Source organism: Cohnella rhizosphaerae (assembly GCF_029525575.1).
Taxonomy (GTDB): domain Bacteria; phylum Bacillota; class Bacilli; order Paenibacillales; family Paenibacillaceae; genus Cohnella; species Cohnella rhizosphaerae.
In genome coordinates this window covers 1,028,406-1,046,148 of the sequence record NZ_JAPDIA010000009.1, presented here as the reverse complement: position 1 = coordinate 1,046,148, position 17,743 = coordinate 1,028,406, and the positions used below count along the sequence as shown (strand labels likewise).

General features: G+C 60.6%; 12 protein-coding genes and 3 pseudogenes. 6 read left to right on the top strand and 9 right to left on the bottom strand.

The window, feature by feature from the left end; genetic code table 11:
- Positions 1-88: 88 nt before the first annotated feature.
- The 5 genes and pseudogenes from OMP40_RS38815 to OMP40_RS43265 all read right to left on the bottom strand — a co-directional run bounded on the left by OMP40_RS38815 (position 89) and on the right by OMP40_RS43265 (position 5,113).
- The gene (locus OMP40_RS38815) at positions 89-1,873 is read right to left on the bottom strand and encodes a right-handed parallel beta-helix repeat-containing protein (RefSeq protein WP_277539550.1); all 1,785 of its coding nucleotides are present in this window, start codon (positions 1,871-1,873) and stop codon (positions 89-91) included.
- Between the two features lie 156 nt (positions 1,874-2,029).
- Positions 2,030-2,311: a hypothetical protein gene (locus tag OMP40_RS38810; protein WP_090110602.1), complete on the bottom strand. Its 282-nt coding sequence runs from the start codon at positions 2,309-2,311 to the stop codon at positions 2,030-2,032.
- Positions 2,311-3,505: pseudogene (locus OMP40_RS38805) on the bottom strand (NAD(P)/FAD-dependent oxidoreductase). The gene OMP40_RS38810 and the pseudogene OMP40_RS38805 overlap by 1 nt, the downstream one beginning before the upstream one ends.
- A 489-nt stretch (positions 3,506-3,994) precedes the next feature.
- The gene (sda, locus tag OMP40_RS38800; RefSeq protein ID WP_420872124.1) at positions 3,995-4,141 is read right to left on the bottom strand and encodes a sporulation histidine kinase inhibitor Sda; all 147 of its coding nucleotides are present in this window, start codon (positions 4,139-4,141) and stop codon (positions 3,995-3,997) included.
- A gap of 234 nt (positions 4,142-4,375) precedes the next feature.
- Positions 4,376-5,113, bottom strand: coding sequence for a YheC/YheD family protein (locus OMP40_RS43265; protein ID WP_459076932.1), 738 nt, complete (start codon positions 5,111-5,113; stop codon positions 4,376-4,378).
- A gap of 349 nt (positions 5,114-5,462) precedes the next feature.
- Between OMP40_RS43265 and OMP40_RS38790 the strand changes: the two genes are divergently transcribed.
- Together OMP40_RS38790 and OMP40_RS38785 are read left to right on the top strand one after the other, a co-directional pair.
- Complete coding sequence (locus OMP40_RS38790) at positions 5,463-8,858, top strand: DEAD/DEAH box helicase (RefSeq protein WP_277539549.1); 3,396 nt, start codon at positions 5,463-5,465, stop codon at positions 8,856-8,858.
- A gap of 136 nt (positions 8,859-8,994) precedes the next feature.
- Positions 8,995-10,251 carry an IS110 family RNA-guided transposase gene (locus OMP40_RS38785; protein WP_277539548.1) on the top strand — a complete coding sequence of 419 codons (1,257 nt, stop codon included), beginning with the start codon at positions 8,995-8,997 and terminating at the stop codon, positions 10,249-10,251.
- A 606-nt stretch (positions 10,252-10,857) separates the two neighbouring features.
- On the opposite strand, the pseudogene OMP40_RS38780 reads toward OMP40_RS38785, so the two are convergent.
- A pseudogene (locus OMP40_RS38780) lies at positions 10,858-11,221 on the bottom strand (HesB/IscA family protein).
- 150 nt (positions 11,222-11,371) lie between these two features.
- Between OMP40_RS38780 and OMP40_RS38775 the strand changes: the two are divergent.
- The gene (locus OMP40_RS38775) at positions 11,372-11,971 is read left to right on the top strand and encodes a pentapeptide repeat-containing protein (RefSeq protein WP_277539547.1); all 600 of its coding nucleotides are present in this window, start codon (positions 11,372-11,374) and stop codon (positions 11,969-11,971) included.
- A 1,352-nt stretch (positions 11,972-13,323) separates the two neighbouring features.
- On the opposite strand, the gene OMP40_RS38770 is transcribed toward OMP40_RS38775, so the two are convergent.
- On the bottom strand, positions 13,324-13,785 hold the full coding sequence (locus tag OMP40_RS38770) for a hypothetical protein (protein WP_277539545.1): 462 nt from the start codon (positions 13,783-13,785) through the stop codon (positions 13,324-13,326).
- A 270-nt stretch (positions 13,786-14,055) separates the two neighbouring features.
- On the opposite strand from OMP40_RS38770, the pseudogene mqnE reads away from it, so the two are divergent.
- A pseudogene (gene mqnE / locus OMP40_RS38765) lies at positions 14,056-15,160 on the top strand (aminofutalosine synthase MqnE).
- Between the two features lie 26 nt (positions 15,161-15,186).
- Complete coding sequence (locus OMP40_RS38760) at positions 15,187-16,248, top strand: NAD(P)/FAD-dependent oxidoreductase (RefSeq protein WP_277539544.1); 1,062 nt, start codon at positions 15,187-15,189, stop codon at positions 16,246-16,248.
- A gap of 24 nt (positions 16,249-16,272) precedes the next feature.
- On the opposite strand, the gene OMP40_RS38755 is transcribed toward OMP40_RS38760, so the two are convergent.
- Entirely contained in the window at positions 16,273-16,539 is a 267-nt protein-coding gene (locus tag OMP40_RS38755) for a YuzB family protein (protein WP_277539543.1), read from the bottom strand.
- Positions 16,540-16,621: 82 nt separating this feature from the next.
- On the opposite strand from OMP40_RS38755, the gene OMP40_RS38750 reads away from it, so the two are divergent.
- Complete coding sequence (locus OMP40_RS38750) at positions 16,622-16,870, top strand: NifU family protein (RefSeq protein ID WP_277539542.1); 249 nt, start codon at positions 16,622-16,624, stop codon at positions 16,868-16,870.
- Positions 16,871-16,940: 70 nt separating this feature from the next.
- Here the strand turns inward: OMP40_RS38750 and OMP40_RS38745 are convergent, their stop codons facing one another.
- Complete coding sequence (locus OMP40_RS38745) at positions 16,941-17,723, bottom strand: SDR family oxidoreductase (protein ID WP_277539762.1); 783 nt, start codon at positions 17,721-17,723, stop codon at positions 16,941-16,943.
- Positions 17,724-17,743 lie beyond the last annotated feature (20 nt).

Here is a 17,743-nt window from a genome sequence, read left to right as displayed (position 1 = left end):
GACAGCTATTGATCTCAAAACGCCTGATTCGGTCGAAATTAATTGCCTTCTGACAACTATTGCTCACTTTAAACGGACTGGACCGGCCTCACGCAAGCCCTCCTATGTCTTCCGAAACGAAAAACCGGTTATCTCGAACGTCCGTATCCGCGCAAGCGGTCATACGAATCGTCTCCTCGATCGTAATGAATGCGCTGAACGCGCCGAGGCCGCCTCCCTTCACCGCCGCCGCACGAATCTCGTTTTCCGTAAATGATACGTCCGCTGCCCCCTTCGCCTTCAGCACCAGGGCGTCCCGCGTCTCGAACCGGTTGCCTTCGATACGAATGCGGCGATGCACCGGACGCGCCGGGTCCGGCTCGTCGATCGCCGGCGTGACGGCGATGACCGGGGTATCGGCGTCGCCGCACGCCACGAACCGGTTGCCCCGGATCGTCAGATCGTGCACAGGACCCGATTCGAACCAGGACGACGCATCCCCTTCGACCAGGACGGCGCTCATCCGCATCCGCTCGAACGTATTGCCTTCGATCACGGCCCGACGCCGCGTCGTGATCAAGATGCCGCGCGTCGGAATGCGCGCGATGCGATTGCCGGCGATGCGCACCTCCGGCGTCCAGGTCACGTTCTCCACGACATCGCCCGGTTCGATGTCCGCCGCAGCCGGCGCAGGCTCCGCCAAAGTCAGCCGCAGCGTGCGGTCGTCGAGTCGCTCAACCGAGCGGACCCGGCCGGTTCCGAACGCCGTCAGCGAGCGTCGTCTCGCGAACTCGATCTCGTCGCCGGCCCGGAACGCTTCAAAGCCGTAGCTTTGCGGATGCATGAACCGGACTTCCACGACGTCGGGCGCAGGCCGGTCCGCGATTTGCAAATACGTGCCGTGGATGTTGATCGCGTCGTCGTGGGCGCCGGCGAATCGGGAATCCGCGATCTCGATCCGGCCCCGGCAGCCCATCAGGTGGATGCAGTCCGCAAAGGCCGCCGCCGTTCTCCCCGTCTCGGGGCGCGGCGCCAGCTCCATTCTCCCAAACGATAAGTTCTCGCTATATTGCCCCACGATACCGAGCCCGTGCATGAAATGCATGCCGACGTCTTCCATCGCGATGTCGCGGCTGTTCAGCAGGAAGGCGCCTACCTGATCGCGGATGCCGTCGCGGCTCTGCAGGACATAACCCGGTTTGATCTCGCCCAACGCCTTGGCCGCAGCCGCAAACGCCGTACCGCCAAAGCCCAGCCGAACGTTCCGCGGACCGATCGCTTCCGCCGTCGTCGCCGCTTCGATCACATTGTCGATGCGCCAGGTCGTATCGCGCGCAGGATCGTAAGCCTGCATCGGCCCCTCGCGGAACCGCCAGCCTTTTCCGATCCAGTACAGCTTGCCTTCCTCCACGACGCAGCGCGAATCCGGATGTATCTCGAGCTCGAGCCAGTCCCCGCCCACGCCTGTCACCTTCGCCTCAGTCACCGTCGGCTCGGCGTAGTCCATGCGAACGTTGCGGATCGCGATCCGCCGGCAGCCGTCCAGCGCGAGCATCGTCTGCTTGCCATGAAAGACGAACAGCGCCCCTTTTCCGTCCAGCGTCAGATCGCGCACGCCTTTCATATAGATGCCGATCGTCTTCGTCACATCCGGATTTTCCGTCTCGCTGGCTGTGTTCGTGATGAAATAAGGCACGCGGGCGGCTTCATCGTCGTAAAAATCGTAGCGTCCCGGCCCGCAGGTCAGCAGCGCCGCTCCCTCCGAGTTTGCAGCCGCCGCGATCGCCTGTCGCATCGCGACCGCCGTATCTTCGCCGGAATCCGGCTTTGCGCCGAAGTCCTCGAGCCGCCATACCGTTGGTTCCGCGCCCGTCAGCCGATCCGATTCGCGCATCTTTCTTCTCCCCCTGTACTCACGTTCGATCCATGCAAGCTAGAAATGACTGCAAACACGGCCTATTATCGGCCTGCGCATCCCCTTCGTCAAGCCGGCGGCCAATAGCAAAGGCAGGCGGCTCCGATCGATTCGGAACCAGCCTGCCTCTCGCGCTTAGTCTTCTTCGTCGTCGGTCGCCGCGCGCATCTGCGCTTCCCACTCTGCGCGGCGGCGCTCCTCCAAGTATTCCTGCGACATGCGGTCGCGCTCGCGTCCCTTTTCCTTGAGCCGCTCGATGCCCGGCTGGATGAGCAGGTCCACCTCGGCCTGCACGACCGCGGACAGGTCGTACCGCTGCTGCGACTCGAGATAGCCGCCGACTTCCATCAGCGCGTTGTAGCGGTCGAGCTCGTCCCGCGTCAGCAGCCCGCGAACCTGCACGCTGCAGTGCCGCATTAGAGGAACTTGCCCTTGCGGAGCACGAGCGGAATGCCGCCGATGATGAACAGATAGCGAAGGTCGATCGCCTTCTTCAGCCAAGCGGCGACGCGTCCTTTATACTTTTTGCCGAACGCCATGCCGATCGCCTCGCCCTTGCCGAGCGAAGCCACCGTGCCTTTGTTGCTGAACACGAACGGCCGCAGCGACTGATTGCGGATCGAGGCGACGAGATTATGCGCACAGTTGACGCCTTGCTGCATCGCGATCTGCGCCGTCGGCGGGTAAGGACGCCCCTCCGGGTTGAACATGAGCGAATTGTCCCCGAGCACGTAGACGTTCTCGTGGCCCGGCGCGCGCAGATGCTCGTCGACCTTGACGCGTCCGCGCATCGTCTCGAAGCCCGCTTCCTCGATCAGCCGGTTGCCCCGGACGCCGCCGGACCAGATGACCGTCTGCGACTTGATCTCTTCGCCTTCGCCGACGATGACGCCGTCCGCCGTGCATTCCTTGATCGCGGTGCCGATACGGAAGGTGACGCCCTTCTTGCGCAGCACCTCCATCGCGTACTCGACCAGTTCGGGATCGAAGCCGGGGAGCGCGGTCGGCGCCGCCTCGACGTTGATGATCTTGACGAGCGAGCGGTCGACGTCGAACTGCTTGCACAGATCCGGCACGCGGTCGGCCAGCTCGCCGATGAACTCGATCCCGGTGAAGCCCGCGCCGCCGACGACGAACGTCAGGTAGTCCGTACGATGCGGCTCGCGCTTGTAGCGGGCGAATTGGTATTCGATATGCTCGCGGATGAGACGGACCGAGTTGATGCTGCGGATCGTGAACGCATTTTCCGCCATGCCGGGGATGCCGAACGTCTCCGACTCGCCGCCCAGCGCGATAATCAAATAGTCGTAGGAGAGCGTGCCGTCCTCCAGGATGACCTTGCGGTCCTGCGGACGAATCTGCACGACGGTCGATTTCACGAAGTCGATCTTGAACTCGTCGATGAGCTTGGAGATGCTCACGCGCGCATTGTCCGGGTGATCGGTACCCGCCGCAGGCATATGGAGATGCGTCGTAATATAGTGATAATCGTGCTTATTGACGAGTGTCACATCGGCTTCATTATAATTAAGCTCTTTTTTGGAGACGCAGCGACGTCAGAACGCCGCCGTACCCCGCGCCTAGGATGACGATTTTGGGTATACTGCTCATGGGATCCCATCCAATCCAGTTTGGTGTTCAACATGTGAAAAAATCCACAATGAAGATAGGCATATTTGTCTCTTTGCCTCAAAAGAATCATATCGGCTTTACCCTTCTATTTCAAGGTTCATTGTTACAAAATCGTTTGGACTTCTCCACAAATTTACCCTGTTCCGCCTGGGTTTATCCTGCGCGCAACCCGCGCGGGGACGCGGCATCCTCGCGGAGGCGCAGGTCTTGTACTTTGTCGTTAGTCCATGAAGAAACGAAGCGCCTCGTTTGCGCCTCTGTTGCGCCCCGTTTGCGCCCAGGACCCGCCTCGCCGACGGTTGACGCCATCCTCCATGGCGGACCAGCGCCTGCCGCGACCATGAGCGCAATCCGGTGTTCTAAACGCATCGGGTTGCGCATTTATAATAAAAGAAGGCATCCCTGCCTCCGGCCGGGACGGCCGAAAAAGCGAGAATGCCTTCATCCATATGATCGGGACGCGCGCGGCTACTTCGCAAGCCGCTCTTCCTTCATGGGCAGTTGTCTGCGCCGGATCTCGGCGTGCAGCAGATGTACGAATTCCCTTTCCAGCTTCAAGCGGACGGCATGTTGGTAAGCTTCCATTAGCAGCTCATCCGACAACAACGGCAACATGGCCTACACCCTTTCTTAAGCAGGCTATTCTGACGAGGATCCCGCTCGCGGGCTCTTCGTGATCGCATCATAGCATGCGCTTCAACTGACGGACAAGCGCCCCGCTATCCACATCCGCCTGTGTACAAGATGTGATTATTTTGTTGAAAAAACCCGTTTTCCGCGTTCGGCCGTTGCGGATACTGTGGATGGTTTTATCCACAGGAAAAATACTGTTTTTTCCATAAAAATAATTCATCGCGAAATTTGCGCTGATAGCCGCCGATGATAGCAAATGCCATTCCTTCCATTCGCAGAAGTTACTGCGGACGCGTATTCACTTCCAGCATCCAGATCCGGCCGCCGCGATCGATGCCGTAATCGTAGCCAAGCTGTCCGATGCCCGGGAAGCGGCTCTCCAGCAGCGCCGTCGACGTACGCGTCAAATGGCGCATTTGACTCTTCTTGGCGCCGACGAGCCGCCCCGACAGCGATCTGGCGATGCCTTGGCCTGCCGTGATCCGGGTGCCTCCTCTGCACAGGTTGGTGACGAACAGCCCCCCTGCGCGCGACGCGTCCGACCATCGCCCTGATCTGCCAGCCCGCATCCGTCTTCACGTGCTTGACCCGGTAGTCGATCGGCCTTCCCGCGATCGTGGCCAGCCGGATGCCGCGTTGGATCAGGTAGGCGCGCCTTCCCTTGAGCCTGCCGATCTGCCCGCAGAGCCCCGCGAACGTGCCGAAATAACGAACGCTGCTCCTCGAGTGAAGCTGGTAGCCCCTGCCGACCCGCGTAGCCTTGATGACGCCGTTGCCTCCGGCGCCGCGCACGGGCTTCAGAACGACCATGCCGAACCGGTGCAGCATCGTTTTCAAATTTCCAGTGCTGTAAATTCTGGTAGGCGGAATGTGACGCGCCACATAGCCGTTCGTCATAAGCGCAGTCGTCTTGAGCCATTTGCTCGCCAACATGCGTCCGTGCTGCTGATGCATGCGCCAGTCCTCCTTTTATGCGGTATATAACCAGCATACTCGGACATCCGCGCAGCCTCTTGGATGAATGGACATGGCAACCCGCCCTTTTGTCGGCAGGCGGCGGACGGCGCCCAACTTGTCCTTTTACCCACAATCGGCTGTGCACAAAACGCCCATTCCCTGTGGACAAATATAAGAATCCCAGGATTGGCGTTGGGGGCAATCGGGATAACTTTATTCACAGCCTTTAAATGGGGGCTTCGAACCGGTGTCTGGTTGCCCCGTCCGGCCTTCCATCTGGTATCATAGGTAGACACAGATTGGATGGCCTGCCGCAAGGCGGCGAAGAGAAGAGGAGTTCAGCCCGATGAACGTATCCGTCACGCGCCAAACCGTCCGTTCGCTCTGCGGCCGCATCGCCTACGAGAGCGGACTGGCATACGCCCGCGCCGGCAAAGTCACCTTCGACGCCTATGACGACGAAGCCGGCGTCTACGCGGCCGTCGTCCGTGGAAGCGGAGGATCCGTCTACGAGACGAAGCTGCGGATCTCGCTCGCAGGAGACGTCGCCGCTTCCTGCACCTGCCCTTCCCTGGCTTCTTACGATAAATACTGCAACCACATCGCCGCAGCTCTGCTGCGCATCATCGAGCATCGGCTGGCGGGCAGCGTCCCGCACGCCGCGGCAACGGCCGACGCCGGTCTCGCCGACGCGGATCGATCCGGTCCGGACGAAGCACTGGCCGCCAAGATGATCGGCCTGTTCGCGTCCAAGCCCGCCGCGCGCAGCGGCGCCCGCAAACGGTTCGAGACGCGCGAGCAGCTGTCGGTCGCCTTCGTCTGCGTCCCGCTGGACGACGGCCGCGACCTTGCGCTCGGCATCGAAGCTCGCCTCGGCCCAAGTTCGGGCCGGCTGCATTCGATCAAGCAGATCGGCGGCTGGCTCGACAGCGTCGAGCGCGGCGAATCGCATCCGATCGCCAAGGCGTTCGCGTACGATCCGGAGCTGCACTGCTTTTCCGAGACCGACGACGAGATCATCCGGGCGCTCGCTCGCGTCAACCGCGGCGACGTGGCGTTCGTCCGTTCGCCGTCGGGCTTAAGCGGCGGCCCGTCCAGCCAGCGGACGCTGCGGATCCCGCCGGAGGACTGGGAGACGCTGCACGCGCTGCTCGGCCGCGCCTCGGACGTCTCGCTGCAGGCCGGAGCGCGGCTGCTGCCGGGTCTGCCTTGGGCCGAGGGGCCGCTGCCCGTGCGCTACGAGATCGACGACCACCCGGACGCCGCGGACGGCTCCTGCAGGCTGGAGGTGCACGGCTTGACGTCGGTCAAGGTCTTGGAAGCCTACGGGCTCGCGCTCACGGAGGGCGGGCTCGTCAGGCTGCCGCGCGACGCCTGCGCGCAGCTGGCGCAGCTCCAGCGCATGCTGCCGGCCGCGTCTCCGACAGAGCGGGCGACCATGCATGCGACGGGGCGCGAAGCCGCGGCGATCGTAAACGACGCGAGGCTGGTTCGCATTCCCCGCGAGCAGGCTGAAGGCTTCATGGAACGCGTCGTCCCCGGACTCATGCGGCTCGGCAGCGTGCGCATCGCCGAAGCCGTGTCGGACAAGATCGTCCGCGAGCCGCTCAAGGCCAAGCTGTACCTCGATCGCGTGCGCGATCGGCTGCTGGCCGGCCTGGAGTTCCACTACGGCTCCGCCGTGATCAATCCGCTGGAAGCGGCAGGCGCCAAACGTTCGGACGAAGGCCCGATTCTCGTTCGGGACGGCGAGCGCGAACGGCGCATCCTTGCGCTCATGGACGACAGCGCCTTCGTCCGCACCGAAGCCGGCTACGTCATGGCGGGCGACGAGGAAGGCGAATTTGAATTTCTGTACCGCGTGCTCCCGCTGCTCGAGCCGCTGCTCGGCGTCTATGCGACCGCGGGCGTCCGCATTCGCCTGCTCCCCGATCCGGTCGTCGTCAAGGTATCGGCCGACACGGACGAGCGCACCGATTGGCTCGAATTCAAGTTCGACATCTCCGGCATTCCCGAGGCGGAGATCAAATCGCTGCTTCAGGCGCTCGTGGAGAAACGCGCGTATTACCGCATGACCGGCGGCGCGCTCGTGCCGCTGGACGGGCAGGATTTCGCCGAGGTCAACAGGCTGCTCGACGCGACGGGGATGCTGCCTTCGGAGCTCAAGGACGGCAAGCTGCGACTGCCGCTCGTCCGCGGCCTCCATCTGCTCGAACCGGAAGGCAGCCGGGTCGTCAAGCACGGCCGCTCGCTTCGCGGACTGCTCGACGACTTGCGCCATCCGGATCAAGCGGCGTTCGCCTCCGCACCGGCCGCGCTCGCGGGGACGCTGCGGGATTATCAGCTGTACGGCTACCAATGGATGCGGACGCTCGCCCACTATCGATTCGGCGGCATCCTGGCGGACGATATGGGTCTCGGCAAAACGGTGCAGAGCATCGCCTTCCTCGTCTCGATGCTGCCGATCCTGCGCGAGCGCGGCCAGCAGGCGCTTATCGTATGCCCCGCCTCGCTCATGTACAACTGGCAGAGCGAGCTGCGGAAGTTCGCGCCGGACATCCGGTGCGGCATCGCCGACGGCGCGAAGGTCGAGCGAGCGGAGACGCTTGCGAACCCGTCCCGTTTCGACGCGCTTATCGTTTCCTATCCGCTGCTTCGCAAGGACATTCAGCTGTATGCGGGCATGACGTTCCACACGCTTATCCTCGACGAGGCGCAAGCGATCAAGAACGAGACGACCCAGACGGCCCAAGCCGTCAAGCGGATCGTCGCGGAGCAGCGCTTCGCGCTGACGGGCACGCCGATCGAGAACGCGCTGGACGAGCTTCGCTCCATTGCCGGCGCGGTATTTCCGGGCTTGTTCCCGGGCCGGCGCGCATTCGCCGAGCTGTCCCGCGAAGAGGTGTCGGACCGCATACGCCCGTTCGTGCTGCGGCGTCTCAAGGCGGACGTGCTGCGCGAGCTGCCCGACAAGATCGAGTCGGTCATCGCCTCCGAGCTGCTGCCGCCGCAGAAAAAGCTGTACGCGGCCTATCTGGCCAAGTTGCGAACCGAGACGCTGAAGCACCTGGACCAGGATACGCTGGACCGCAACCGGATCCGAATTCTGGCGGGTATCACGCGGCTGCGCCAGCTTTGCTGTCACCCAGGGCTGTTCGTCGAAGACTACGCCGGGGGCTCCGCCAAGCTCGACCAACTGCTCGAGCTGCTCGACGACTGCCGCAGCGCGGGCAGGCGCGCGCTCGTCTTTTCGCAATTCACGTCAATGTTGGCGATGATCCGGCGGGAGCTGGCCGCGCGCGGCATGACCCACTTTTACCTGGACGGCGACACGCCTGCCGCGGAACGGGTGGCGCTTTGCGACAGATTTAACGCGGGGGAGCGCGAGCTGTTCCTCGCTTCGCTGAAGGCGGGCGGCACGGGGCTTAATCTGACCGGCGCCGACACGGTCATCCTGTACGATCTCTGGTGGAATCCGGCGGTGGAGCAGCAAGCGGCGGATCGCGTGCACCGGATCGGCCAGCAGCGCGCCGTCCAGGTCATCCGGCTCGTGGCCAAGGGGACCGTGGAGGACAAGATGGCCGAGCTGCAGCAGCGCAAGCGTCACCTCATCGACGAGGTCATCCGTCCTGGGACCGAGGCGCTGTCCACGCTTAGCGAGCAGGATATCCGCGAGCTGCTGTCGATCGGAACGGACGAATTCGACCAAGGGCCCGTAGCCTGCAAAAAAGTACATCATTGAGGGTCATCCGCAACTGAAGTGGACTCAGAGGACGTTATTTCGTAAAAATCAGCCCGATTGCGGCGGTTGCGGACAGGAGAGACCTTATTTCGGCTCACGAAGGCCCAAACGGCCTTCGATTCAGAAAATAGTTATCATGAACGAAACCGACACCCTGTTTGCTTATCTCGGAGGTTACATTTGGGAAAAATGGCGTTTACAGAAACACCCATTTACCAAATACAGAGCTCAAAGCAAAAGGAGTCGGTTTAGTATGAGTATGGCCATCAAGTACGTAGGTTTAGACGTATCCAAATCCAAAATCGCGGTTGCCTTCGCGGATGAGGGACGAGGAGAAGCACGGTACTTTGGCGTCATCGAGCATAGCAAGGAAGCGGTATTGAAACTCCTGCAAAGGTTGCGTCGTCCGGGTGAGAAAGAGGAGGTGACTTTAAGGGTCTGTTACGAGGCAGGTCCCACCGGCTATGTGCTCTATCGTTGGCTATTGACGGCAGGCATCGCTTGCAGCGTGGTCGCGCCCTCGCTCATTCCCAAGCGTGCCGGCGACCGGGTCAAAACAGACAAACGGGATGCCATTCGACTCGCACAGCTGTATCGCGCAGGAGAACTGACGCCGGTATACGTGCCCACGCCAGCAGACGAAAGCTTGCGGGATCTCGTTCGCGCACGCGAGGATGCGGTCGAGGATTTGAATCGTTTTAAGCAACGACTGGGCAAGTTTCTGCTTCGCCACCAGCTTCAGGACGCCAAAGGCGCCAAACCCGGAACTTTCGCGTACGAGGAATGGCTGGATACGCTGCGTTTTCCCGAGGACAGCTGCAAACAAATGACCTTTCAGGAGTACCGCCAATCGATTTGGGAAACGAAGGAGCGAATCAAACGATACGAAAAGCAAATTGAAGAACAAGCCGCTTTAAGCGAGCAGGCGCCGGTCGTTCAAGCGCTGCAAGCCTTGCGAGGCGTAGCAGCCGTCACAGCCGTTACGCTTTCATCCGAGATGATGAGCAGCGACCGCTTTCACTCCGCCTCTTCGTTTATGAGTTACTGCGGACTGGTCAGCAGCGAATACTCCTCGGGAGGCAGCCGCTGGCAAGGCCGTATTACGAAAGCCGGGAATGCGCATCTGCGTCGGGTACTGGTGGAAGCCGCGAAAAGTTACCGACACGCGCCCGCGATTCGCAGAAGAATGCGCGACCGTATCGAGGGGCTGCCACCGGAGGTTCAGTCGATTGCCTGGAGCGCGCAGCATCGATTACACAAGAAGTATTGGAGTCTGGCGCGAAGAGGAAAGCACAAGGGTTGCATCGCGGTCGCGATTGCCAGAGAACTGGCGGGGTTTGTATGGGCGATTGCTAAGGAGATCGAGAAGCTTCGTTTGCAAGCAGCGGTGTAAACAACGGGTCCGAACAAAGGAGGCGATTGAGGGGGAAGCGATTCTTTTTTTACCTCAGAGGCAAAATCAGGCAAGGTGGAGAGAAAACCGCGTGAGCCGCTTGAGCAAGCGAATGCTTATGCTCGTCAATAGTTAGCGGGTAAGCTCTCTCCAGACGTATGAATAACATGTGTGAATCCACGAATATCAGATTGCCGACCAGCGAATTGCTTTTGCCTCTGAGCTAAAGAAGAATTGCCCCCTTCCGTCCCCTAAAGGGGAAACGCAGGGAGCGACGCCCCCTGCACCCCGTTACTCGCCGTAGGGGCACCTCCGGGCATTTCCATGCCGGAGATCCAGAAAAGTATGGGAAATGATGCGACCGCCTGTAAAGAAAATCGCTTGACAGGCTTCTATTCGCTATTGTCAAAAACACGGGTGCAAACAGAGACGCTTGACAGTTTCGTTCATATCAGCGGCTCTCCAGTCCGTCTGCGACACGAATCGGGCGATCTTAGCGCAAATAGCGGCATCTGGGTCCGATCCAACTTCCATAACGACAAAAAAACCTCCCCGACCAAGCGCAAGATGCGCATGATCCGGGAGGTTTCGTTTAAGCCAACTTGCTCAGCACTCGCCAGCCGCAGCAGGCTTGCCCGCGTCGGTCGCCGTGCGGAAGCTCGAGCCGCAGCCGCACGTCGCGGTCGCGTTCGGGTTGAAGATGGTGAAGCCCCCCGCCGAGCCCCGACTCTTTCCAGTCGATCTCGAGTCCGTTCAGGTACTTCGCGCTATCCTCGTCGACGACGACCTTCAGCTCGCGGATGTCGAGCACCCGATCGCTCTCGTGCTGCTCGTCGTCGAAGCCCATTCCGTATGAAAAGCCCGTGCAGCCGCCCTCCTGAACGCCTACGCGCAGGAACAGCCCTTCATTTTCCTCGGCTGCGAGCATTTCCTGTATTTTCTGACCGGCCGCCTCAGTGATCTGAATCATGTACGGTCCCTCCTGACATATAAAAACGGTAATCGAACTGACTACAGTATACTCCTCTCCGCCGTTTCGCTCAAGGGGATCGGACGCGCTCGGGCGTTCGCCGCCTGTGCTATACTTAGCTGGAATTCCTTAGGAACGGAGCGGATGCGCATGACAGCGTTCACCGAAGACGAGTATTACAACGAGACGTTCAGCGACCTTGAATGGGCAAATGAAGAGCTGTCGTCCGTACGCTTCTACGACTGCACCTTCAGGAACTGCGACTTCAGCGAAGCTGCGTTAAAAGCGTGCAAGTTCTCCGGCTGCGCCTTCGAGAGCTGCAACCTGAACTTCATCAAGGTGACGGACAGCGAGTTCGCCGACGTTTCGTTCGTCAAATGCAAGGTCGTCGGCGTCAACTGGACCGAGGCGGATTGGCCGAGAACGGCCGGGAAGCGCATGCTCCGATTTGACAGCTGCGCGATCAGTCACTCCACCTTCATCGGGCTGAAGCTGCCGGGGTGCGCGATCGTCGACTGCCTGGCCAAGGACGCTGACTTCAGGGAAGCCGAGCTCGACGGGACGAGCTTCGCCGGCACCGATCTGACCGAGAGCTTGTTCGGCGATACGTCCTTGATCGGCGCAGACTTCTCCCGTGCCACGGGCTACGCGATCAACCCGATCCAGAATCATATCCGAAACGCGAAGTTCTCCCTGCCGGAGGCGACGTCGCTGCTGTACAACATGGACATCGAGATCGTCGATGACTGAGCGATAGTATCACGGGTAGATGCACATTTCTTGTGCATGTTGGGCAATTGTGCGAGTGCGGAAAGTACGGAACGGAGTTTCTTCGGGTAGATGCACATTTCTTGTGCATGTTGGGCAATTGTGCGAGTGCGGAGCGGAGTTTCTTCGGGTAGATGCACATTTCTTGTGCATGTTGGCCGCTTATGCGAGTGCATAGCGGAGCTTCTTCGCGTAGATGCACATTTCTTGTGCATGTTGGCCGCTTGTGCGAGTTCGGAACGGCGCTTCTTCGGGTAAATGCACAATTCTTGTGCATGCGGGCCGCTTGTGCGTGTGCGGAACGGCGCTTCTTCGCGTAGATGCACATTTCTTGTGCATGCGGGCCGCTTGTGCGTGTGCGGAGCGGCGCTTCTTCGCGTAGATGCACATTTCTTGTGCATGTTGGGCAGTTGTGCGAGTGCGGAGCGGAGTTTCTTCGGGTAGATGCACATTTCTTGTGCATATGAGCCGTTTGTGCGTGTGCGGAGCGGAGCTTCTTCGCGTAGATGCACATTTCTTGTGCATGTTGGCCATATGTGCGAGTGCGGAGCGGCGCTTCTTAGCGTAGATGCACATTTCTTGTGCATATGAGCCGCTTGTGCGAGTGTGGAACGGCGCTTCTTCGCGTAGATGCACATTTCTTGTGCATGTGGGTCGCTTGTGCGTGTGCGGAGCTGAGTTTCTTCGCGTAGATGCACATTTCTTGTGCATGCGGGCCGCTTGTGCGTGTGCGGAACGGAGTTTCTTCGGGTAGATGCACATTTCTTGTGCATGCGGGCCGCTTGTGCGTGTGCGGAACGGAGTTTCTTCGGGTAGATGCACATTTCTTGTGCATGTTGGCCGCTTGTGCGTGTGCGGAGCAGAGCTTCTTCGCGTAGATGCACATTTCTTGTGCATGTGGGCCAAATGTGCGTGTGCGGAGCGGCGCTTCTTCGCGTAGATGCACATTTCTTGTGCATGTTGGCAATTGTGCGAGTGCGGAGCGGAGTTTCTTCGGGTAGATGCACATTTCTTGTGCATGCGGGCCGCTTGTGCGGGTAGATGCACATTTCTTGTGCATGCGGGCCGCTTGTGCGTGTGTGGGACGGCGCTTCTTCGCGTAGATGCACATTTCTTGTGCATGTTCGGCAATTGTGCGAGTGCGGAGCGGCGCTTCTTCGCGTAGATGCACATTTCTTGTGCATGTTGGCCGCTTGTGCGTGTGCGAAGCGGAGCTTCTTCGCGTAGATGCACATTTCTTGTGCATGTGGGCCATATGTGCGTGTGCGGAGCTGAGCTTCCTTGTGCTTGATGCAGTCTGTGCCTATCTTCGACGCAACGCAAAAACCGGGCGCTCACGCGCCCGGCTCCTCGTCTTTCCACTCCGCCGCGGCGGGCATCTGGATCGCCTTCAATTCGATCCGGCAGCGGAAGCTGCCCGCCTCGTTGGCCAGAAAATCCGCCAGCCTGCGGAACACCATCGCGAGCTCCGGTCCGGACGACTCGGTGTCGATGCCATACCGGAATTGATCCGCCGGCAGTCCTTTGATCCGCCTGTCGTCGCCCGATTGGGCATCGGCGTCCCGCGTCCGCTTCCATTCCTTGGTCGGCTCGAACTTGTCCGTCCGGCGCACGAGCTGCTCGTATATCTGGTGCTTGCGAAGCCACATATAATATTGAATCGGGTTGTTCAAGCCCCAGGCTTGCGTCAAATCTTTGATCGTATAGGTGGCGCGATATTGTTGCAGCGTTGCGATCATGTCGGATTGCTCAAGCTGCTCCAATTCCTGAAGCGGCAGAACATCGGGTTTCGTCATTGCTTTTGGCTCCCTTTTATTCGATTGATCTTCTAATACAGTACCATAATTTGTTTATTATTCAAGGTCATTCCCACTTTTCGGATGAAATATACCTGCCCGATTTGTATTGCCCTGCAAACGGAGGAAGCTTATAATGCTAATAGTGTGTTCATGCAGTATTTTTTTTATTTTTATTATGTACCTTTTTTCACAAACTCAATCGACGAGCCGCTACCGTCACCCCGGCGCTGGCTTATCCCATTTCATCCGGAGGAGGTCATGATGAACATGACACTCGTAACGACGCATCCCGACCGGCGCATGGCGGAGATCGCGGACAAGGTTCGTTCCGGCGCCAGACTGTCCCTCGAGGACGGCGTGCACCTGTACCGGTCCGAAGACCTGCTCACCATCGGCCAGCTGGCCAACGAAGTGAACCTGAAGAAGAACGGCAAAAAAGGTTTATTTTACCGAAACGATGAGCCTCTACTTCACCAACGTATGCGAATCCCACTGCGCCTTTTGCAGCTTCCGCAAGGACCAGGGCGAAGAAGGCGCCTATACGCTGACGCCCGAGGAGATGTTCGCCTACGTCGATCAGCACATTACGCCGACGGCCAGAGAATTCCACATCGTCGGCGGTCATAACCCGCATGTTCCCTTCGAATACTACGTAGAATCGATACGTGCGCTCAAGGAGCGCTACCCGGAGGTGACGATCAAGGCCTATACGGCCGCGGAGATCGATTTTTACGCCCGCATCTCCGGTCTCTCCTACCGCGAAGTGCTGAAGCGTCTCATGGACGTCGGTCTCGAATCGCTCACGGGCGGCGGAGCGGAGATTCTGTCGGATCAGTACCGGGACAAGATGCGCGTCGAAAAAGCGGGCATAACCGAATACCTCGAGGTCCACCGCACGGCGCACCAGCTCGGCATGCGCACCCCGACGACGATGCTGTACGGCCCCGTCGAATCGGTCGAAGAGCGCGTGCAGCACATGCTTCAGTTGCGCGAGCTGCAGGACGAGACGGGCGGATTTCAGGTGTTTATCCCGCTGTCGATGCAGCCGACGAGTCCGAAGGCGGGCATCCGCCGGCGCAATTCCGCATTCGACGATCTGAAGGCGATCGCCATCGGCAGGCTGATGCTGGACAACTTCCAGCACGTGAAGGCTTACTTCATTAATATCGGTACCCAGTTGACGCAGGTCGCGCTCACGATGGGCGCCTCCGACGCCCACGGGACGATCGTAAAAGAACGCATCAGCCATGCCGCCGGCGCGCTCACCCCTGCCGGCATCACGAGGGAAGACCTCGTTTGGCTCATCAAGGGAGCGGGTAGAATCCCCGTAGAACGCGATACGCTATACAACGAAGTGAAGGTTTACGAATAGAAGGCGTATTAAAGGAGTCGTTTAATGTGAGCCATATCGTCATTCTGGGCGGCGGCTACGGCGGCCTGACGCTGGTGAACGAGCTGATCGAGGATAAGCTTCCCTCGGACGTCCGGATCCTGCTTGTCGACCGCATGCCGTTCCAGGGGTTGAAGACCGAATATTACGCGCTCGCCGCAGGGACGTCCTCCGATCTGGATATTCGCGTCGAATATCCGAAGCACCCGCAGCTTGAGGTTATACACGGCGAGGTCACGGACATCTCGCCGGCGGACCGCCGCATCTCTTTTGCCGAGCGCGATCCGCTGGCGTACGACTATCTGGTGCTGGCGCTCGGCTGCACGGACAACTATCACGGCATCGAAGGCGCCGCCGAATTCGCTTGCAGCATCCAGTCGCTGGCGGCCACTCGCAGAACGTACCAGATGCTGAACAACACGGCGCCGTACGGACAAATCTCGATCATCGGCGGCGGCCTGAGCGGCGTCGAGGTGGCCGCCGAGCTGCGCGAGAGCCGTCCGGACCTTAACATTCGCATCGTCGACCGCGGTCCGAGCGTCATGTCCGGCTTCCCGGGCAAGCTCCAGTCGTTCGTCGCCGACTGGTTCCGAGAGCACAACGTCGAGATGCTGTCCCATATTACGACGACGAGCATCGGCGAAGGCGTCATCCATACGGCGACCGGCGACATCGCCTCGGACGTGACCGTATGGACCGCGGGCATCCAGCCCGTCGAGATCATCCAGCGTCTTGCATACGCCAAGGACAAGGCCGGCCGGCTCGTCGTCAACGAATACCACGAGCTGCCGGACGCGCCGGGCGTGTTCGTCATCGGCGACTGCTCGAGCCAGCCCTTCTCGCCGAGCGCGCAGCTCGCGCAGGCGCAGGGCAAGCAGGTCGCGCACGTGCTGTCCGCGCGCGTGCACGGCAAGGGCATCCACTTGCCCAAGATTAGGCTGCGCGGCACGCTCGGCTCGCTCGGCAAAAAATCCGGCTTCGGCATCATGGGCCATACGCCGATCATGGGTCGCGTGCCGCGCATGCTGAAGAGCGGCGTGCTCTGGAAGAGCCGCCGCCACTTCGGTTAATCGGCCGTACGGACGGTTCGGCCGTCAGAGATCGTCCAGCAGCTTGTCGAGCGCCTTGCGGTGCTCGTCCTGGCTGCCCAGCTCCTTCTGGATCGCGTCGTACAGGGCGTCCGCAGTCTCGGCGACGACCGTCTCGCCGTTCACCATCACGTACGGGGACAGGTAGCATTCGCCGCAGTTGCCCAGGCATCCGTATTCGATCGTCTCGAGGTCCGGCAGCTCGTTCAGCCTGTCGATGAGCCGGTCGGTGCCGTGGTGCGCGTTGCTGACGCAAAATTCAACGACATTCATCGCCATTCTCCTTTCTCGGAGACTTCCATTTTAATTGCGCGCAATTTGTATTATAATAAGCTGAAGAAGGGAGTGGATGATTGTGAGTGACAACGTTAAAGAAGCAACGAAGTACGACGAGGTGCTCGAAGTGCTCGACAAGTTGCGCCCGTTCCTGCAGCGCGACGGCGGCGACGTCGAACTGGTCGACGTCGAAGACGGCATCGTCAAGCTTCGCCTGATGGGCGCTTGCGGCAGCTGCCCGAGCTCCACGATCACGCTGAAGGCCGGCATCGAGCGCGCTCTGCTCGAGGAAGTCGAAGGCATCGAGGAAGTCGTACAAGTATTCTAATATTCCCGCTCGGGAACGTTCGAAGCCCTGCCCTCCGGCTAACGCCGGCGGCGCGGGGCTTCTTTGTGTTTCATTCGTCCTTGGCGCGCCGTACGTTGCTCTTGATCGGGTCCAGGCCGCCTGACACGTCGATCGTATTGCCCGTCACGAAGTCCGATTCGGGCAGGCACAGGAAGCCGATGACGCGCGCCACGTCCTCGCCGGTACCGGGCCGGCCGCGCGGGGATTCCTCGTCCAGCACCCCCGCAGCGTCCGCGATGCCCTTCTCCTTGAAGCTGCCGCGAATGTCGCCAGGGCAGATCATGTTCACCGTGATGCCGCTGGCCGCCTCCTCGACGGCAAGCGTCTTCGTGAAGGAGACGAGCCCCACCTTGGCCGCCGCGTAGACGGCCCGGTGCGGCCAGGATCTCGCCTCGGCCGCATGCCCGAAGCCGAAGTGGATGATGCGTCCCCAGCCCCGCTCGCGCATGCCCGGGAGCACCTGAAGGTCCATATGCATCGTCCCGACCAGGTTGCCGTTCATCAGAAAGTCGATCTCCTCGGCCGAATAGTCGGCGAACAGCTTGCGCTTGCGGATAAACGGCCCCGCGCTGTTGACGAGGATATCGACGCCTCCTAGCCGCTCCTCGGCCGTCCGCACGAGCCGTTCAGCGTCCTCCGCCTTGGCGATGTCGGCCTGCACGGCGACGGCGCGCCTGCCGAGCGCCTCGATCTCCGCGACGACGCGCTGCGCCTCTTCGCGGCTGTGCACGTAGTTCACGGCCACGTCGCAGCCGAGACCGGCCAGCTCGAGCGCGGTCCGCCTGCCGAGTCCCTTGGCGCTGCCCGTGACCAGCGCCGTCCTGCCTGCCAGCTTCTCCACTCGCGATCGCT

What these genes read in the sequence shown, in the direction of transcription:
- OMP40_RS38815 (WP_277539550.1), bottom strand. Translation starts at nt 1,873, where the DNA reads ATGCGCGAATCGGATCGGCTGACGGGCGCGGAACCAACGGTATGGCGG.
- OMP40_RS38810 (WP_090110602.1), bottom strand. Translation starts at nt 2,311, where the DNA reads ATGCGGCACTGCAGCGTGCAGGTTCGCGGGCTGCTGACGCGGGACGAG.
- sda (WP_420872124.1), bottom strand. Translation starts at nt 4,141, where the DNA reads ATGTTGCCGTTGTTGTCGGATGAGCTGCTAATGGAAGCTTACCAACAT.
- OMP40_RS43265 (WP_459076932.1), bottom strand. Translation starts at nt 5,113, where the DNA reads ATGCATCAGCAGCACGGACGCATGTTGGCGAGCAAATGGCTCAAGACG.
- OMP40_RS38790 (WP_277539549.1), top strand. Translation starts at nt 5,463, where the DNA reads ATGAACGTATCCGTCACGCGCCAAACCGTCCGTTCGCTCTGCGGCCGC.
- OMP40_RS38785 (WP_277539548.1), top strand. Translation starts at nt 8,995, where the DNA reads ATGAACGAAACCGACACCCTGTTTGCTTATCTCGGAGGTTACATTTGG.
- OMP40_RS38775 (WP_277539547.1), top strand. Translation starts at nt 11,372, where the DNA reads ATGACAGCGTTCACCGAAGACGAGTATTACAACGAGACGTTCAGCGAC.
- OMP40_RS38770 (WP_277539545.1), bottom strand. Translation starts at nt 13,785, where the DNA reads ATGACGAAACCCGATGTTCTGCCGCTTCAGGAATTGGAGCAGCTTGAG.
- OMP40_RS38755 (WP_277539543.1), bottom strand. Translation starts at nt 16,539, where the DNA reads ATGAATGTCGTTGAATTTTGCGTCAGCAACGCGCACCACGGCACCGAC.